At 55.8% G+C, this 16,216-nt stretch carries 18 protein-coding genes and 1 tRNA gene; 6 read left to right on the top strand and 13 right to left on the bottom strand.

The genetic code is table 11. From position 1 onward, the window contains the following. Positions 1-13: 13 nt before the first annotated feature. The 12 genes from AACY07_RS02940 to AACY07_RS02885 form a co-directional block, all read right to left on the bottom strand. Positions 14-367, bottom strand: coding sequence for an EscI/YscI/HrpB family type III secretion system inner rod protein (locus tag AACY07_RS02940; protein ID WP_339473382.1), 354 nt, complete (start codon positions 365-367; stop codon positions 14-16). A 120-nt stretch (positions 368-487) separates the two neighbouring features. Continuing rightward, a complete protein-coding gene (locus AACY07_RS02935) occupies positions 488-730 on the bottom strand; it encodes a hypothetical protein (RefSeq protein ID WP_339473380.1) in 243 nt (80 codons plus the stop codon). 294 nt (positions 731-1,024) lie between these two features. Further along, positions 1,025-1,942, bottom strand: a complete 918-nt coding sequence (locus AACY07_RS02930) for a sigma 54-interacting transcriptional regulator (RefSeq protein WP_339473378.1) — start codon at positions 1,940-1,942, stop codon at positions 1,025-1,027. 237 nt (positions 1,943-2,179) lie between these two features. Next, a complete protein-coding gene (locus AACY07_RS02925) occupies positions 2,180-3,253 on the bottom strand; it encodes an FUSC family protein (protein WP_133076414.1) in 1,074 nt (357 codons plus the stop codon). A gap of 131 nt (positions 3,254-3,384) precedes the next feature. Next, positions 3,385-4,485, bottom strand: coding sequence for a redox-regulated ATPase YchF (gene ychF, locus AACY07_RS02920; protein WP_133076413.1), 1,101 nt, complete (start codon positions 4,483-4,485; stop codon positions 3,385-3,387). 23 nt (positions 4,486-4,508) lie between these two features. Next, positions 4,509-5,093, bottom strand: coding sequence for an aminoacyl-tRNA hydrolase (pth, locus tag AACY07_RS02915; RefSeq protein WP_003439790.1), 585 nt, complete (start codon positions 5,091-5,093; stop codon positions 4,509-4,511). A 166-nt stretch (positions 5,094-5,259) separates the two neighbouring features. Further along, positions 5,260-5,847, bottom strand: coding sequence for a 50S ribosomal protein L25/general stress protein Ctc (locus AACY07_RS02910; RefSeq protein WP_095035802.1), 588 nt, complete (start codon positions 5,845-5,847; stop codon positions 5,260-5,262). 140 nt (positions 5,848-5,987) lie between these two features. Continuing rightward, entirely contained in the window at positions 5,988-6,929 is a 942-nt protein-coding gene (locus AACY07_RS02905) for a ribose-phosphate pyrophosphokinase (RefSeq protein ID WP_019825119.1), read from the bottom strand. A 45-nt stretch (positions 6,930-6,974) separates the two neighbouring features. Further along, positions 6,975-7,049: transfer RNA gene (locus tag AACY07_RS02900), tRNA-Gln, on the bottom strand. Positions 7,050-7,059: 10 nt separating this feature from the next. Then, positions 7,060-7,947 (bottom strand): 4-(cytidine 5'-diphospho)-2-C-methyl-D-erythritol kinase, encoded by an 888-nt coding sequence (gene ispE, locus AACY07_RS02895; protein ID WP_326427360.1) that lies wholly within the window; start codon positions 7,945-7,947, stop codon positions 7,060-7,062. 1 nt (position 7,948) lies between these two features. After that, a complete protein-coding gene (gene lolB / locus AACY07_RS02890) occupies positions 7,949-8,560 on the bottom strand; it encodes a lipoprotein insertase outer membrane protein LolB (protein ID WP_405046719.1) in 612 nt (203 codons plus the stop codon). A gap of 18 nt (positions 8,561-8,578) precedes the next feature. Next, entirely contained in the window at positions 8,579-10,303 is a 1,725-nt protein-coding gene (locus AACY07_RS02885) for a tetratricopeptide repeat protein (RefSeq protein WP_133076410.1), read from the bottom strand. 203 nt (positions 10,304-10,506) lie between these two features. Between AACY07_RS02885 and hemA the strand changes: the two genes are divergently transcribed. The 6 genes from hemA to AACY07_RS02855 all read left to right on the top strand — a co-directional run bounded on the left by hemA (position 10,507) and on the right by AACY07_RS02855 (position 15,840). Next, the gene (gene hemA, locus AACY07_RS02880) at positions 10,507-11,790 is read left to right on the top strand and encodes a glutamyl-tRNA reductase (protein WP_133076409.1); all 1,284 of its coding nucleotides are present in this window, start codon (positions 10,507-10,509) and stop codon (positions 11,788-11,790) included. A 2-nt stretch (positions 11,791-11,792) separates the two neighbouring features. Then, on the top strand, positions 11,793-12,875 hold the full coding sequence (gene prfA / locus AACY07_RS02875) for a peptide chain release factor 1 (RefSeq protein WP_339473376.1): 1,083 nt from the start codon (positions 11,793-11,795) through the stop codon (positions 12,873-12,875). Next, positions 12,876-13,706: a peptide chain release factor N(5)-glutamine methyltransferase gene (prmC, locus tag AACY07_RS02870; RefSeq protein WP_339473375.1), complete on the top strand. Its 831-nt coding sequence runs from the start codon at positions 12,876-12,878 to the stop codon at positions 13,704-13,706. Further along, entirely contained in the window at positions 13,700-14,455 is a 756-nt protein-coding gene (locus AACY07_RS02865) for a molybdopterin-synthase adenylyltransferase MoeB (RefSeq protein ID WP_133076406.1), read from the top strand. Before prmC ends, AACY07_RS02865 begins: the two co-directional genes overlap by 7 nt. Beyond that, complete coding sequence (gene murI / locus AACY07_RS02860) at positions 14,448-15,239, top strand: glutamate racemase (protein ID WP_339473374.1); 792 nt, start codon at positions 14,448-14,450, stop codon at positions 15,237-15,239. The genes AACY07_RS02865 and murI overlap by 8 nt, the downstream gene beginning before the upstream one ends. 82 nt (positions 15,240-15,321) lie before the next feature. Further along, the gene (locus tag AACY07_RS02855; protein ID WP_133076404.1) at positions 15,322-15,840 is read left to right on the top strand and encodes an acyloxyacyl hydrolase; all 519 of its coding nucleotides are present in this window, start codon (positions 15,322-15,324) and stop codon (positions 15,838-15,840) included. A gap of 10 nt (positions 15,841-15,850) precedes the next feature. Here the strand turns inward: AACY07_RS02855 and AACY07_RS02850 are convergent, their stop codons facing one another. Next, a complete protein-coding gene (locus AACY07_RS02850) occupies positions 15,851-16,156 on the bottom strand; it encodes a YkgJ family cysteine cluster protein (protein WP_037032157.1) in 306 nt (101 codons plus the stop codon). Between the last annotated feature and the right edge of the window lie 60 nt (positions 16,157-16,216).

Raw genomic sequence — 16,216 nt, 5'->3', positions numbered from 1 at the left:
ATGCTGTTACCGTCTAAGACAGATTGGTGAGTTTTTCGATTGCTTGTGACGTCTTGCTGATTATCTTGGCGCTCAATACGGTCTCAAGATGAAATGCCGACATGGCACGGGTTGATTTGAGCATGTCGACGGGATCGGTACTGGTGCTGACTTTTTGCAAGGCCTGTGCAGCCCTGTTTGAGAGGCCTTGCAAGAATTCCGAGCGCTGACTGAGCGGGCTGGCGCCATTGTTGTAAGGAACTTCGGCCGCAGGCGATTTCAACAAGGTATTGAACCAGTTTATATCGGCAGTCTCAGGTGTAGGATACGGCGTGTCAGGGAACATGGACGGTGCCAGGGTGGCAACGTCAGGGGCATTAACGTTCATATAAAGCCTCAGGTGTGCCGTGTTCGATCTGCGAGACGTATCGGTGAGCGTCGCAAGAAAGGTCTGAGCGGGTCGTTTAGGCCAATGCCCCATTATTGAGATGGGGCATTGGCCAATGCATCAATAGTTCAGTGCTTTACCAGCAGATTGCATCGCATTCATCTGCTTGCTGGCGGTATCCATGATGCCCGCCGATTTTGCACCGCGGGCGTCATTTTCGAGTTTCTCTTTGTTTGTTAAGTAACTGTCCCAGGCTAGTTTCTTGTTTAGTTCGGCTTGTTCTTTGATGGGGTCTTTATCTGGTGTGCCGCCGCTACGGCCGCTACCGCCACTGAATAATGCTGAGAGGAGTGGAATTAACATGGTGATATTCCTGTGGTTGGTTATTTTATGGGAGTGTTAAAACATGATCTTGTTCGTAGGGGTGGTGCTGTTGAGAGGAGAGGTCGCAGTTGTTACCGCGGTGTTTAACGTGTCTTTCGCAAGGCCGCCGAGCGTATCAATAACCTTGTTGACGACCGGTAATAGGATGGGTGCCAATAGGGGGAGTAGAGGTAGCATATGTATTCCTCTGGAGACCGATATTAATATTGAACCGGGAGGCTGGTTCGTTGTTTGAGTGACGTTATTAAGTCGCTCAGTTCCAGTTTGTTGACGTCAGGATATTTCCAGTTGTTTCATTCGATGGTAAAGCGTACGTTTCGCAACGCCTAACTCAAGTACCACTGCATCCAAGCTATATAGGTGACGTCGCAGGGAATCCTGAATGATTAATTTTTCGATTTGCTGCAAACGAAGTTTCAAGCTTTTTTCGTCATTGTTATTGGCCCCTGAACATGTCAAAAGTGGGGGTAAACCCAGTACCAGCCGCTTGGCAACGGATCTCAATTCCCGGACATTACCAGGCCAGTCATGGCAAATAACACGTTGAAGCAGTGAAGTGCTGGGCACTGGTATAGATGAGTTGAAGTAATTAGCTTCGCGCTGAATCAAGTTAAGGAACAAGGGAATAATGTGTTCGCGTCGCTCGCGTAAAGGCGGTAAATGCAGGCTTACTACATTAAGACGGTAATACAGGTCTCGTCTGAAACGACCTTGTTCCACCATTTCTGATAAAGAAGATTGAGCCGAGGCAATGACGCGCATGTCCACGGGTATGGACCTTGTCGATCCTAGCCGTTCGACTCCGCGAGTCTCCAGTACACGCAATAATTTGGCCTGCAGGATAAGCGGCATACTGTCTATCTCATCGAGATACAGCGTGCCCATATCGGAGGCTTCAATAAAGCCCGCCCGTGATTGCATGGCACCGGTAAATGCGCCGTGGGTGACGCCGAACAACTGGCTCTCAGCCAGGCTCTCGGGGATGGCCGCGCAGTTTATTGCAATGTAATGACCTCGACGTCCGGATAAAGAATGTAGCCGCTCTGCCAGCGTGTCCTTGCCGGTGCCGGTTTCACCATAGAGTAAAATATCTATGTTGAGTGTTGCAGTACTGTTGATGGTGGCGTCAAGTTCGGGGTCTTCGAATTGATAGGCTTGATAATGTTCGTCTCTCGAATGGGAAGACGCCATTGAGTTTGCTCCCGCTTTATTTCTTTTTTGGGAAGGCTGTGTTTTACGGCCAACCCGGATAGACAGTCTTTTGGAGTAACTCCCGTCTGGAAACAGCTTGGTGCTATTGAATATGTAAACCAAGTCATGAAATGGCCGTATTTCTTGAGTTAATAGAAACAGAAGCTGTAGGGGGGCAGTACTAGTGGCTGTGTGATTTAACCCCTGGCCATGAAGGAACAAGGGTTTCGCTGATGCTTATGGTTTGCTTTTGCTGGCGTTTGTCTGGCTTTCGGTTTGCGTGGTAAAGCCAAACGTCAGAAGGGCGCTTTCAACGGTACTCAAGTGTTGCAAGCAAAGCTGCCACGGTGCCGACACTGCATCGGCCAGTTCACTGGCTGACACCGGGATCAGCACTGGTCGCTCATTATCATTGGCGATCGAAGCACAGCCTGAGGCGACATTTTCCAGTCGCTCGTGCAACGAGGCCGGCGCCGGGCCTTGCTCCTTGCGCAAGGCATCGGCAAAGGCCTCGGAGAACAACAGCGAGCTTGCGTACAAACGAACGGCGTGGCGTTCGTAACGGCTGGCGATACCCTTGACCTCCCGTGACACAAAGCGCCCGCGCAATGTCCAGCGTGCGGTGTTGCGGGCCATGCTGATTCCGTTCTCCAGGGCAATCAGGCTGTCGTGGGCCCGAGAGAAAATCTGTACGGCGCTTTGAGCTTTGTCGGCGTTATTTTCTTCGAGTGCCTGCAGGCTTTTGCTAAATCCCGAGGAGAGTTTTTCCAGTAAGTCCTTCGCCGAGCCATCAATGATGCCAATAGGGTTGGGGGTTAGTAGCACCTGGCTGAAGACCAGTCCTACGCCAGCGCCTACCAGTACATCAAGCATGCGTACCACCCCGGCACTCTCGGGGCCGACTGCGAGCATCAGCACGGCCGAAACCCCGGCCTGAATCGGAACCACGGGTCCCAGGCCATACAAGGCCGCAATGGCGATGGCAGAGAACGTGGCAAAGCCAATCCGCAGCAAAGGGTAAGCATCTGGAAGCCACAAGGCCGCGTCACCCACGATAATCCCGGTGGCGACACCCACCATCAAACCAATCGCCTGTTTGCCATGACTGGGCAAACCGGGTGCCAGGCATACCACTGCACTGATGGCCGCAAAGACGGGGTGTACATGGCCGAACAAATATTTGGCGAGAACCCAGGCCAATGCCGCTGCGATTGCTGAAGCCAATGCATCTCGCCAGGCGGAGGACCAGCGAAAGCTTATCCGCTGAATCAGAGGGGTGGTGAAGCGATTGATGAACACCTTGGCGAGCATTGAAACTCCCGATCAGTCTTATGGCCTTGAGACTTACCATAGACCTTTTGCCCGGGGGATGGTTTGACCTGCACTAAATACCGGACCAAAAAAAACCGCGCCTGGGCGCGGTTTTTTAGACGTGTGCTGTATTACACGTTGAAGCGGAAGTGCAGGACGTCACCGTCTTTGACGATGTATTCCTTGCCTTCCAGACGCCATTTGCCGGCTTCTTTTGCACCGGCTTCGCCGTTGTACTTGATGAAATCGTCGTACGCGATAACTTCGGCGCGAATAAAGCCTTTTTCGAAGTCGGTGTGAATCACACCAGCTGCTTGCGGAGCGGTAGCACCCACCTTCACGGTCCAGGCGCGAACTTCCTGAACACCTGCGGTGAAGTAGGTCTGAAGGTTAAGCATCTCGTAACCGGCACGGATTACGCGGTTCAGACCTGGCTCTTCAAGACCCAGGGCCTCAAGGAACATGTCTTTTTCTTCGCCATCGTCGAGTTCGGCAATTTCAGCTTCGATCTTGTTGCAGACCGGAACCACGATTGCGCCTTCTTCTTCGGCAATGGCCATGACCACGTCGAGCAACGGGTTGTTTTCGAAACCGTCTTCAGCCACGTTGGCGATGTACATCACAGGCTTGGTGGTCAGAAGGTGGAAGCCTTTGATGATTTGTTTCTCATCGGCATCCATGTTCTTGATCAGGCTACGCGCCGGCTTGGCCAAGGTGAAGTGTGCGATCAGTTGTTCCAGCAGTGCTTTTTGAGCCACCGCGTCCTTGTCGCCGCCCTTGGCGTTACGCGCAACTTTCTGCAGTTGCTTTTCGCAGCTGTCGAGGTCGGCGAAGATCAGCTCAAGATCGATGATCTCGATGTCACGCTTCGGGTCAACGCTGTTGGAAACGTGAATCACGTTTTCATCTTCAAAGCAGCGGACCACGTGAGCGATAGCATCGGTCTCGCGGATGTTGGCCAAAAACTTGTTGCCCAGGCCTTCGCCTTTCGATGCGCCAGCCACGAGGCCCGCGATATCGACGAACTCCATGGTGGTTGGCAGGATGCGCTGGGGTTTAACGATGGCAGCCAGCGCGTCCAGACGTGGGTCGGGCATCGGCACGATACCGGTGTTCGGCTCGATCGTGCAGAAGGGGAAGTTCTCGGCCGCAATACCGGATTTGGTCAGGGCGTTGAACAGGGTGGATTTGCCGACGTTAGGCAAGCCGACGATGCCGCAGTTAAATCCCATGGTGTTTTCCCCGAGGAGTAGAGTCAGGCCTTCTGGCTGTGCAGGTTTTTCATCGCACGGTTCCATTCCCCGGCGAGGATATCCGGCAGCACGCCGAGGGCAAAATCGATGCTGGCGTCCAGTTTTTCCTGCTCGGCGCGAGGCGCACGACCCAGGACAAAGTTGGACACCATGCTGGCGACGCCTGGGTGGCCAATGCCGAGCCGCAGACGGTAAAAATTATTGTTGTTTCCCAGTTGCGCAATGATGTCGCGCAATCCGTTGTGACCTCCGTGGCCGCCGCCCAGTTTGAGCTTGGCAACGCCTGGTGGGAGGTCGAGTTCGTCGTGGGCCACCAATATGGATTCCGGCGCAATGCGGTAGAAACCGGCAAGCGCCGCAACGGCTTGGCCGCTTCGGTTCATATAGGTGGTGGGAATCAACAGACGAACATCCTGACCCTGGTGGCTGAAACGCCCGGTCAGGCCAAAATATTTGCGATCCGCAACGAGGTTTACCCCGTTTGCCGACGCGAGACGCTCAACAAAAAGGGCCCCTGCGTTATGCCGGGTCTGTTCGTATTCGGTGCCTGGATTTCCCAGGCCAACGATCAGTTTTATGGCGGTCACGACAAGGGCCCTTCTATGGAGTTGTGGATAACATCGCCGCTAACAGTTAGCGGCGAAAACGGACAAAAAAGCGGGTTTACATGAGTAAACTTCGCGATCTTGTCCGCTTTACTCGCTGCGTGTTAGCTCGCGATGTTTCTCAAGACTCCAACGACAGAGTAATGAATTACTCTGCTGCTTCTGGTGCAACACGTGGAGCGTGAACGTTGGCTACTGCCAGGTCGTTACCGTGTGCCAGAGCTACGAACTCAACGCCTTTAGGAGCGGTGATGTCCGACAGGTGAATGATCGAGCCGACTTCGGCGTTAGCCAGGTCAACTTCGATGAATTCAGGCAGGTCTTTTGGCAGGCAGGAAACTTCGATGTCTGCAACAACGTGCGAGATCTCGCCGCCTTTCTTGATCGGAGCAGCTTCACCAACAAAGTGAACTGGAACGATTGCAGTCAGCTTTTGACCAGCAACAACGCGAACGAAGTCAGCGTGCATCACGTGGCCTTTAGCCGGGTGACGTTGCAGAGCTTTGATGATCACGTTTTGCTTAACGCCGCCAACGGTCAGTTCGATAACGTGGCTGTAAGCAGCTTCGTTTTCGAGCAGTTTGGCAACTTCTTTAGCCAGCATGCTGATGGATTCAGGGGCTTTTTCGCCACCGTAAACTACAGCTGGAACCAGGCTTGCGAGACGACGCAGGCGGCGGCTCGCACCTTTCCCCAGGTCGGAACGCACTTCAGCATTCAGAGTAAAATCGTTCATGTTGTATCTCCAAAATAACCACATCCGGCCTAGCGTTTGCGACCAGCGCTATGGACGGTATGGGCAAAAAAGCCCCGCCCCAACAGGCTGCTGGGGCGGGGCGCTTTTCGTCAACGTGATGTCTGAGAAGGGCAGGGCCCTTATCGGAACATCGCGCTGATCGATTCTTCGTTGCTGATGCGGCGAACCGCTTCAGCCACAACCGGTGCGATATCCAACTGACGGATACGCGAACAGGCTTGTGCGGCTGCGGACAGCGGAATGGTGTTAGTCACCACCAGCTCATCCAGCATGGAATTTTCGATATTCTCGATTGCCCGACCTGACAGCACAGGGTGTGTGCAGTAGGCGAACACTTTGGAAGCGCCATGCTCTTTCAAGGCTTTAGCCGCATGGCACAGAGTGCCGGCGGTATCGACCATGTCATCAACCAGAATACAGGTACGCCCTTCGACATCACCGATGATATGCATCACTTCCGAGTGATTGGCTTTCTCACGGCGTTTGTCGATGATACCCAGATCGACGCCCAAGGACTTGGCAACAGCTCGTGCACGCACGACGCCGCCGATATCCGGGGACACAATCATAAGGTTCTCAAAGCGCTGATCTTCGATGTCATCCACCAAAACTGGGGAGCCATAGATGTTATCTACAGGAATATCGAAGAAACCCTGGATTTGGTCAGCATGCAAATCAACCGTGAGAACACGATCGATGCCGACTACGGTAAGCATGTCAGCGACAACTTTTGCGCTGATAGCCACACGTGCGGAACGCGGACGGCGATCCTGACGGGCATAACCAAAGTAAGGAATAACAGCAGTAATACGAGTCGCTGAGGAGCGGCGGAAGGCATCAGCCATCACGACGAGTTCCATCAGGTTATCGTTGGTCGGAGCACAAGTCGGCTGAATGATGAAAACGTCTTTACCGCGGACATTTTCATTAATCTCAGCGGTAATTTCGCCGTCGGAAAACTTGCCGACAGAGATGTCACCGAGTGGGATATGCAGCTGACGTACGACACGCCGAGCCAGATCGGGGTTAGCGTTCCCCGTAAAGACCATCATCTTGGACACGCGCAGTACCTGAAGGCTGAGGGTAACCTGGATGAGTATAAGAAATGGCAGGGGCGGCTGGATTCGAACCAACGCATGGCAGGATCAAAACCTGCTGCCTTACCGCTTGGCGACGCCCCTGTATCTGTTGCTACGAGTACCGTGTACCCGTTTCCTTTGCCAGATCTTGTAGCTTGCGATGCAACATCGAAACGTTGCTTCCTTTTGCTACAAACCCTGTAAGGGTGTCTGTCAGAAGGTGCAGCACTTTATCAGCATCTGCTTCGTTTGGGAAGGCCCCAAATATACAACTTCCAGTTCCAGTTAATTTTGCTTCGGTATATTTACCTAACAAATTCAAAGCGTTACGTACTTCTGGATAACGCTCCTTCACTACTGCTTCGCAGTCGTTTCGGCTGTTTCCCTTGGGAACGGGGCGCACTTTAATGGGCAAAGAGTCACGTGTCAACAAAGGATCTGAAAATATTTCTGCAGTACTAACAGAGACTTGCGGGACAAGGACCAGATACCACGGTTCTTCAGGGTCTGCAGGCGTAAGGATTTCGCCTACACCCTCAGCAAATGCGGCGTGTCCGCGCACGAAAACCGGGACGTCGGCCCCCAGGCTCAGGCCCAGCGCAGCCAGCCGGTCTTCATCCCAGGCCAATTGCCAAAGATGGTTAAGCGCCAGCAAGGTGGTCGCCGCATTTGAGCTGCCACCACCGATGCCGCCACCCATGGGCAACACTTTTTTGATCTGGATGTCGATCCCGAGGGCGCAACCGGATTGCGCCTGAAGTTTTTTTGCCGCCTTCACGATCAGGTTTTCGTCATGAGGGACACCGGGGAACTCGGTGTGCAGGCAAATAACGCCATCGTCACGTACGGCAAAGGTCATTTCATCGCCGTAATCGAGGAATTGAAACAGCGTTTGCAGTTCGTGATAGCCATCTTCGCGACGGCCGAGGATGTGCAGCATCAAGTTAAGCTTTGCCGGGGAGGGCAAAACCAGGCTTTCTTTATCTAAATGGCCTTGCATCTCATTGACCCAACAGGCGAGGTTGCCAATCTTTAACCACTAACGTGACATCCAAGTCCGGGCCGTGCAGCTTGACCCGCTCCGGCAGCCAGAAGCCGTTTTGCTCGACGTAGCTTAAATATTCGATTTTCCAGCCGTCCTGCTCCAGGTTGGCAAGGCGGCTATCAGCGTTCAGCGTCACGCGGCTTTTACTGCCAGGTGCAGGCAAGCCGCGCACCCACCAGACCAGATGTGACACCGGCAGGCTCCAGCCCAATTGCTCGCCCAACAGTTCTTCAGGCGTTGGAGCTTCGTAGCGGCCCTGATTGGCGACTTCCAGAACGACACTGCCCGGGCGTCCGGTCAGGCGGGCAGCGCCTCGGCCCAGCGGACCGGAAAGACGAATATCGTAATAATCCTGGCGCTGGAGCCAGAACAGCGTGGCGCTGCCTGAGTCTTTGGGGGCGCGAATGCCGACTTTGCCGTTGATTTGCCAACCGTCGAGCTGGGTCAATTGCTGTTTATGGGCCGACCACAAGGCCGGGCTGCCGTGGCCTTCAACGGATTCGCGAGCGCCAAAGCCCGCGCAACCGGCGAGCAGGGCGATAAGGCTAAAAACAACAAGGTGGCGCATATGACGAAAAAACATGAGTTAAAGAGTCTCTGATCCGGTCAGGCGCAAGATGGTTTTGCGCAGAGTAGGGCTGTCAGGATTTTCTTTAAGAAAAGTGCCCCAGATTTTTTTGGCTTCACGTTGCTTGCCGTTGGCCCACAACACTTCGCCCAGGTGAGCGGCGACTTCCTGGTCCGGGAAGCGTTCCAGCGCCTGGCGCAGCAAGCGTTCGGCTTCGTCGAGATTGCCAAGGCGGAAATTGACCCAGCCCAGGCTGTCGAGCACTGCCGGATCATCCGGATTCAGGTCGTAGGCTTGCTGGATCAATGCTTTGGCCTCGGCGTAGCGAGTGGTGCGATCCGATAGCGTGTAGCCCAGCGCATTCAATGCCATCGCATTGTCAGGCTCGCGCTGGATGATGGCGCGTAAATCCCGCTCCATTTGTTCGAGATTGTTGCGCTTCTCGGCCAGCATGGCCCGTGAGTACAACAGGTTCATGTCGTCCGGGTACTGCTTGAGTGCCTGCTGCAGGACATTCCAGGCGCGATCGGTCTGGTTATTCGCCGACAGGGTTTCCGCTTCTATCAAATACAGCTGAATGGCGAAGTCGGGTTGAGCATCACGGGCCGCGGCCAGTTTTTTCGATGCCTCGGTGCCGCGACCGTGGCTGATCAGAATATCGGCCTGGCGCAGTTGTGCGGGCAAATAGTCGTTGCCCGGGCCGACGAGTGCGTATTGGGTGAGTGCAGTCTCGGGGTCGTTGCGCTCTTCAGCGATACGGCCAAGGTTCAAGTGTGCCGAGTCGACATGGCTGTCGCGCTCGATCAGCTCTTCGAGATAGCCCTCGGCCTCATCCCAGGCCTTGCCTTCCAGGCACACCAGGGCCAGGGAGAACCGCAGCTCATCGTCTTCGGGGTATTGCTCGACCAGACTGGCAAATTGCACTTTTGCCTCGCCCATGCGGTTCTGCTCGACCAGCGTGCGGGCATACGTCAGGCCCAGGCGCTTGTCGTCGGGGTATTGGCGAATGCTTTTTTGCAGCAGTGGCAAGGCTTCTTTGCCGCGATTGAGGCTTTGCAGCAAACGGGCGCGCAACAAGACCGGGGCGACCTCACCGTTTTGCGGCGGATTTTTTTCCAGCAGTTTCAGCGCGCCTTCAGCATCACCGTCCTGTTGCATCAACAAGGCCTTGCCGAAAATCAGCTGGCCATTGTCCGGATGCTTGACCAGCAGGCTGTCAAAACTTTTTTGCAGGCCCGCACGGGTGTCCGCATCTGTTTCTACCGCCGACAGGGCGAGGAAATCGAAGTGAGTATCGCCCTTGGCCTGTAGGACTTTTTCCATGTACACCATGGATTCGTCGTAACGACCGTTACGTGCCAGCTGAATGGCGGCAGCACGTTGTGCCTCAAGGTCGTCCGGGGCATTTCTGGCCCAGATCAGCGAGGTGTCGAGTGCGGCCTGATCGGCGCCCAGGTATTCGGCAATACGAAACGCCCGCTCAGAAATGCCGGGATCTTGTGTATTGATCGCCTGCGTCACGTAGTTATCGAGTGCGATATCCAGACGATTACGTTGGCCGGCCAGCTCGGCGCTCAACAGGCTGTACAGCGTTTCTTCGCTGAACGAGCTGTAGACCGTTGGTTTTTCCGGGACGGAGGTGACGTCTTCGGCCGCGGATGAGTCATCCGGGGACGTGGGAGCCAAAGCCTGGCAGCCACTAAGAAGAACGAGGGCGAGGAGCAACGCGGAGGATCTATTCATATAAGAGATGGGCGACTTACCTGCGGTCCGGGCATCATGACACATGCGATGTCGCAAACCCTAGCAGGTGCGACTATCGATATCCGGGGGGCTGATGATGTGTTCAACAGAGGTTAACTATAGAGACAATAGTCAGCAGTGGTTGTTCTCAATCTGGCGAAGTAGGACAATTGTCGGCTTCTCGTCATCATCAGCGATATTGAATGGCCTTCCTCGCACTCGGTATTAACCACAAGACTGCTTCAGTAGACGTCCGCGAGCGCGTGGCTTTTACTCCGGAGCAGTTGGTTGAGGCCCTGCAGCAGCTCTGCCGCCTAACCGACAGTCGCGAAGCTGCGATCCTCTCCACCTGCAATCGCAGTGAACTCTATATAGAGCAGGACCACCTTTCAGCTGACAGCGTACTGAAGTGGCTGGCCGACTATCACAACCTGAGCCTTGATGAACTGCGCGCCTGTGCGTATGTCCATGAAGAAGACGCTGCCGTTCGTCACATGATGCGTGTGGCCTCGGGCCTCGATTCGCTGGTGCTGGGCGAGCCGCAGATTCTTGGCCAGATGAAATCGGCCTACGCCGTGGCGCGTGAGGCGGGCACGGTAGGGCCTTTGTTGGGGCGCTTGTTTCAGGCGACGTTCAACTCGGCCAAGCAAGTGCGCACCGACACCGCCATCGGTGAAAACCCGGTTTCCGTCGCGTTTGCTGCGGTGAGCCTGGCCAAGCAGATTTTCAGCGACTTGCAGCGCAGTCAGGCCTTGCTGATCGGTGCGGGCGAGACCATTACCCTGGTCGCCCGTCACCTGCATGACCTGGGCGTAAAACGCATCGTGGTCGCCAACCGTACCCTGGAGCGCGCGAGCACTCTGGCTGAGCAGTTCGGTGCCCATGCAGTGCTGCTGTCGGATATTCCTCAAGAGCTGGTACATAGCGATATCGTGATCAGCTCCACGGCCAGCCAGTTGCCGATTTTGGGCAAAGGGGCAGTCGAAAGTGCCTTGAAGTTGCGCAAGCACAAACCTATTTTCATGGTCGATATTGCGGTTCCCCGCGATATCGAGCCTGAAGTCGGCGAGTTGGACGACGTTTACCTCTATACCGTCGATGACTTGCACGAAGTGGTCGCCGAGAATCTCAAGAGTCGTCAGGGTGCAGCCCAGGCGGCAGAAGAGCTGGTCAGCATCGGCGCCGAAGACTTTATGGTGCGTTTGCGTGAGCTGGCGGCTGTCGATGTGCTCAAAGCCTATCGCCAGCAGAGCGAGCGCCTGCGTGATGAAGAACTGCAAAAAGCCCAGCGGATGCTCGCCAACGGCAGCAACCCTGAAGATGTGCTGGTACAACTGGCACGCGGCCTGACCAATAAATTGCTGCACGCGCCCAGCGTGCAGCTGAAAAAGCTTTCCGCCGAAGGCCGCCTCGATGCGCTGGCCATGGCCCAAGAACTTTTTGCCCTCGGTGAGGGCTCATCGCATAGCTCTGCGGATAAAAAATAGTAATGAAAGCGTCACTGCTGAATAAGCTGGACATCCTCCAGGACCGTTTTGAAGAACTGACCGCATTGCTTGGCGATGGCGAAGTCATTTCTGATCAAACCAAATTTCGTGCTTATTCCAAGGAATACGCAGAAGTTGAACCCATTGTCGCGGCCTACGGGCAGTGGCTCAAAGTGCAGGCCGACCTTGAAGGCGCCCAGGCGCTGCTCAAGGACAACGACCCTGACATGCGTGAAATGGCGGTCGAAGAAGTTCGCGAAGCCAAAGAGCGCCTGAGCGAGCTTGAAAAAGACCTGCAACGGATGCTGTTACCCAAGGACCCGAATGACGGACGCAATGTGTTCCTTGAAATTCGGGCCGGAACCGGTGGCGATGAAGCGGCCATCTTTGCCGGCGACCTGTTTCGCATGTATTCCCGTTACGCTGAACGTCGCGGCTGGAAGCTGGAAATCCTGTCAGAAAACAGCGGCGAACATGGTGGCTATAAAGAAGTCATTGCCCGCGTCGAGGGCGAGAATGTTTACGGCAAGCTGAAGTTCGAGTCGGGTGTTCACCGCGTGCAGCGTGTGCCCGCCACCGAATCCCAGGGCCGTATCCATACTTCCGCCTGTACTGTGGCGGTCTTGCCAGAGCCGGACGAGCAGGAAGCCATCGAGATCAACCCGGCCGACTTGCGCGTTGATACCTACCGCTCCTCGGGTGCGGGTGGTCAGCACGTCAACAAGACCGACTCGGCGATTCGTATCACCCACTTGCCATCGGGCATTGTGGTGGAGTGTCAGGAAGAGCGTTCCCAGCATAAAAACCGGGCGCGGGCGATGTCCTGGCTGTCGGCCAAGTTGAATGACCAGCAAACCAGCGCGGCGGCAAATGCAATTGCAAGCGAGCGCAAGTCGCTGGTGGGCTCGGGGGATCGTTCCGAGCGCATCCGCACTTACAATTTCGCGCAGGGGCGAGTGACCGACCATCGCGTCAACCTGACCCTGTATTCCCTGGATGACGTACTGGCTGGCGGCGTTGATGCCGTTATCGAGCCATTATTGGCGGAGTTTCAGGCTGATCAACTGACGACCCTGGGTGAATAAATGACTATTATTGCCAGTTTGTTACGTGCTGCTGAACTGCCTGACTCACCCACGGCCCGTCTGGATGCGGAGCTTTTATTGGCTGCTGCCCTGGGCAAGTCGCGCAGTTATCTGCATACATGGCCCGAAAAGATTGTCAGCAGCGAAGCGGCATTGACCTTCGCCGAATACTTGTTGCGTCGCCGTACCGGAGAGCCGGTGGCCTACATTCTGGGCCAACAGGGTTTCTGGAACCTTGATCTGGAAGTGGCGCCACATACCCTTATCCCGCGTCCCGATACCGAACTGCTGGTCGAAACCGCGCTGGCCCTGTTGCCGGAAAGCCCGGCCAAGGTGCTGGACCTGGGCACTGGCAGCGGTGCAATCGCCCTGGCATTGGCCAGTGAACGCGCCGCCTGGCACGTCACGGCAGTTGACCGCGTGCTGGAGGCCGTAGCGTTGGCCGAGCGCAATCGCCAACGTTTGCAGCTTGAAAACGTCAACGTGTTTACCAGCCACTGGTTCAGCGCATTGGCCGACCAGTGTTTTGACCTGATTATCAGCAACCCGCCCTACATTGCCGCCGGTGACGTTCACCTGGCTGAAGGCGATGTGCGTTTCGAACCGGAAAGCGCCCTGGTTGCCGGTACCGATGGCCTGGACGATATTCGCGAGATTATCACCGGCTCTGCCAGCCACCTGAATGCGGGTGGCTGGTTGATGCTGGAACACGGTTATGACCAGGCAGAGGCGGTTCGCCAATTGCTGCAAGACGCAGGTTTTGCTCAGGTTGAAAGCCGCAAGGACCTGGGTGGCCACGAGCGCATCACGTTGGGCCGCCTGCCGTGCTGACCGATGAGGAGCTGTTGCGCTATAGCCGACAGATCCTGTTGCAACAGGTTGATATCGACGGTCAGTTGAAGCTGAAAAACAGTCGTGTACTGATTATCGGCCTCGGTGGTCTGGGTTCGCCCGTTGCGCTCTACCTTGCCGCCGCCGGTATCGGCGAACTGCATCTGGCCGACTTTGACAGCGTTGACCTGACCAATCTGCAGCGTCAGATCATCCATGACACCGCCAATGTGGGGGAGAGCAAGGTCGACTCGGCGTCTCGCCGACTGCGCCTGATCAATCCGCTCATTAAACTGGTTGCCCACCGTTCGGCACTGGATGCCGATTCGCTGGCCGAGGCTGTCAGTGCAGTGGATCTGGTGCTCGATTGCTGCGACAACTTTGCCACCCGTGAAGCGGTGAACAAAGCCTGTGTGGCGGCGCGCAAACCGTTGGTCAGTGGCGCGGCCATTCGCCTCGAAGGGCAGTTGTCGGTGTTTGATTCGCGTCAGCCTGCCAGTCCCTGCTACCACTGCCTGTACGGGCACGGCAGCGAAGCGGAACTGACCTGCAGCGAAGCCGGAGTGATGGGGCCGCTGGTGGGGTTGGTCGGCAGCCTGCAAGCCCTTGAGGCACTCAAGATTCTGGCCGGTTTTGGTGAGCCGCTGGTGGGGCGTCTATTGCTGGTCGATGCATTGAGCACGCGCTTTCGCGAGCTGCGGGTCAAGCGCGATCCTGCCTGCAGCGTGTGTGGTACTGGCCATGAGTGAGGCGCCGATTGGGGTTTTTGACTCCGGCGTTGGCGGTTTGTCGGTACTCAAGGAAATTCATGCACTGCTGCCCAACGAGTCGCTGCTCTATGTGGCGGACTGCGGGCATATTCCCTATGGCGAAAAAAGCCCTGAATTTATCCGTCAGCGCTGTGCCGTAATGGCTGATTTTTTCCAGCGTCAGGGGGCCAAGGCACTGGTGCTGGCCTGTAATACGGCGACGGTGGCGGGGGTAGCGGACCTGCGTCAGCGTTATCCCGACTGGCCCATGGTCGGCATGGAACCTGCGGTCAAACCCGCTGCAGCGGCCACTCGCAGCGGCGTGGTGGGTGTGCTCGCGACGACGGGCACGTTGCAAAGTGCCAAATTTGCCGCCTTGCTTGATCGTTTTGCCAGCGATGTCCGGGTGATCACCCAGCCATGCCCGGGCCTGGTGGAGCTGATCGAGACCGGTGACTTGCACAGCGAAGCCTTGTGCACCCTGTTGCGGGGTTATGTCGAGCCGTTGCTGGCAGCGGGCTGTGACACGATCATTCTTGGCTGCACTCATTACCCTTTTCTCAAGCCTCTGCTTGCCCGGATGCTCCCGCCCTCGATCACCCTGATCGATACCGGCGCTGCCGTGGCCCGTCAGCTTCAGCGTTTGTTGGTTGATCAAGGCTTGCTGGCAGCCGGCCCTCCCAGTGACACGCAGTTCTGGACCAGCGCCTCACCTGAACACATGGGAAATATCCTGCCTGTGTTGTGGAATAAATCTGGCGTTGTGCGAAGCTTCGGTCTGTAAAAAAACCTGAACTCCGCTTTAAAACGCCTGCCTGATGTAGCGCATAACAACTGACACGGGCATATGAAAATAGGATTTTCTTATGAAGCGACTGTTTTGTTTGGCTGCGGTTGCAGCCGTTGCACTGGGGCAAAGTTTTACGGCAAACGCTGCCGGGCTTGAATTTGGGGTAGGGCACACCAGCGAATCGACCATGACGTATCGGCTTGGCTTGAAGTCGGATTGGGACAAGAGCTGGCTGCAAAGTGATGTCGGTCGTCTGACCGGTTATTGGGATGGGGCTTACACCTACTGGGAAGGTGACAAGTCATCCGCGAGCAGCAGTCTGTCGTTCTCGCCCGTACTGGTGTACGAATTTGCGGGTGAAAGGGTAAAGCCCTATGTCGAGGCTGGTATTGGGGTCGCGTTGTTTTCTCACACCGAAGTTGAAGGGAACAAGCTGGGAACGGCCTTCCAGTTTGAGGACCGTCTTGGCTTCGGTGTGCGCTTTGCGGGGGGGCATGAAGTCGGGATTCGTGCGACCCACTATTCCAATGCCGGGATTTCCAGCACCAATGACGGCGTAGAAAGCTATGCGCTGCATTACACAATGGCGCTGTAGTTGCGGGGGGTTAACGATACGCCGTCGCAATGCCCTGGCGTTCGTTGAGGCATTCAACATCGCCCATTTCGAACTCGCGACAAATCAGCGGGCGCAGCTCATAAATGGTGCACATCATGGTGTTGCGGTCCAGGGCCGCACACCAGCCATCATCCAGGCGCAGCATCACTTCACCGCCCCAGTCATCGTTGTCGATGAAGCGCTCGGGCACGCCGGTATCAGTGATCAACATCACTTCCAGTTGGCAGCAGCACGCCGCGCACGTCGAACACGTGACAGCGGGTTCGGTAATTTCGGTCAGGGGGATGTTGGTCATAGGCGCGCAGTGTAAGGCAGAGCTGGCATCAGGTGTAAATGTGCTGATGAACGCCGGCTT

Source organism: Pseudomonas sp. RL_5y_Pfl2_69 (assembly GCF_963970465.1).
In the GTDB taxonomy this organism is placed as follows: domain Bacteria; phylum Pseudomonadota; class Gammaproteobacteria; order Pseudomonadales; family Pseudomonadaceae; genus Aquipseudomonas.
Note: the sequence above shows the minus strand (reverse complement) of the source record. Positions and strands in the feature narration are given on the sequence as shown.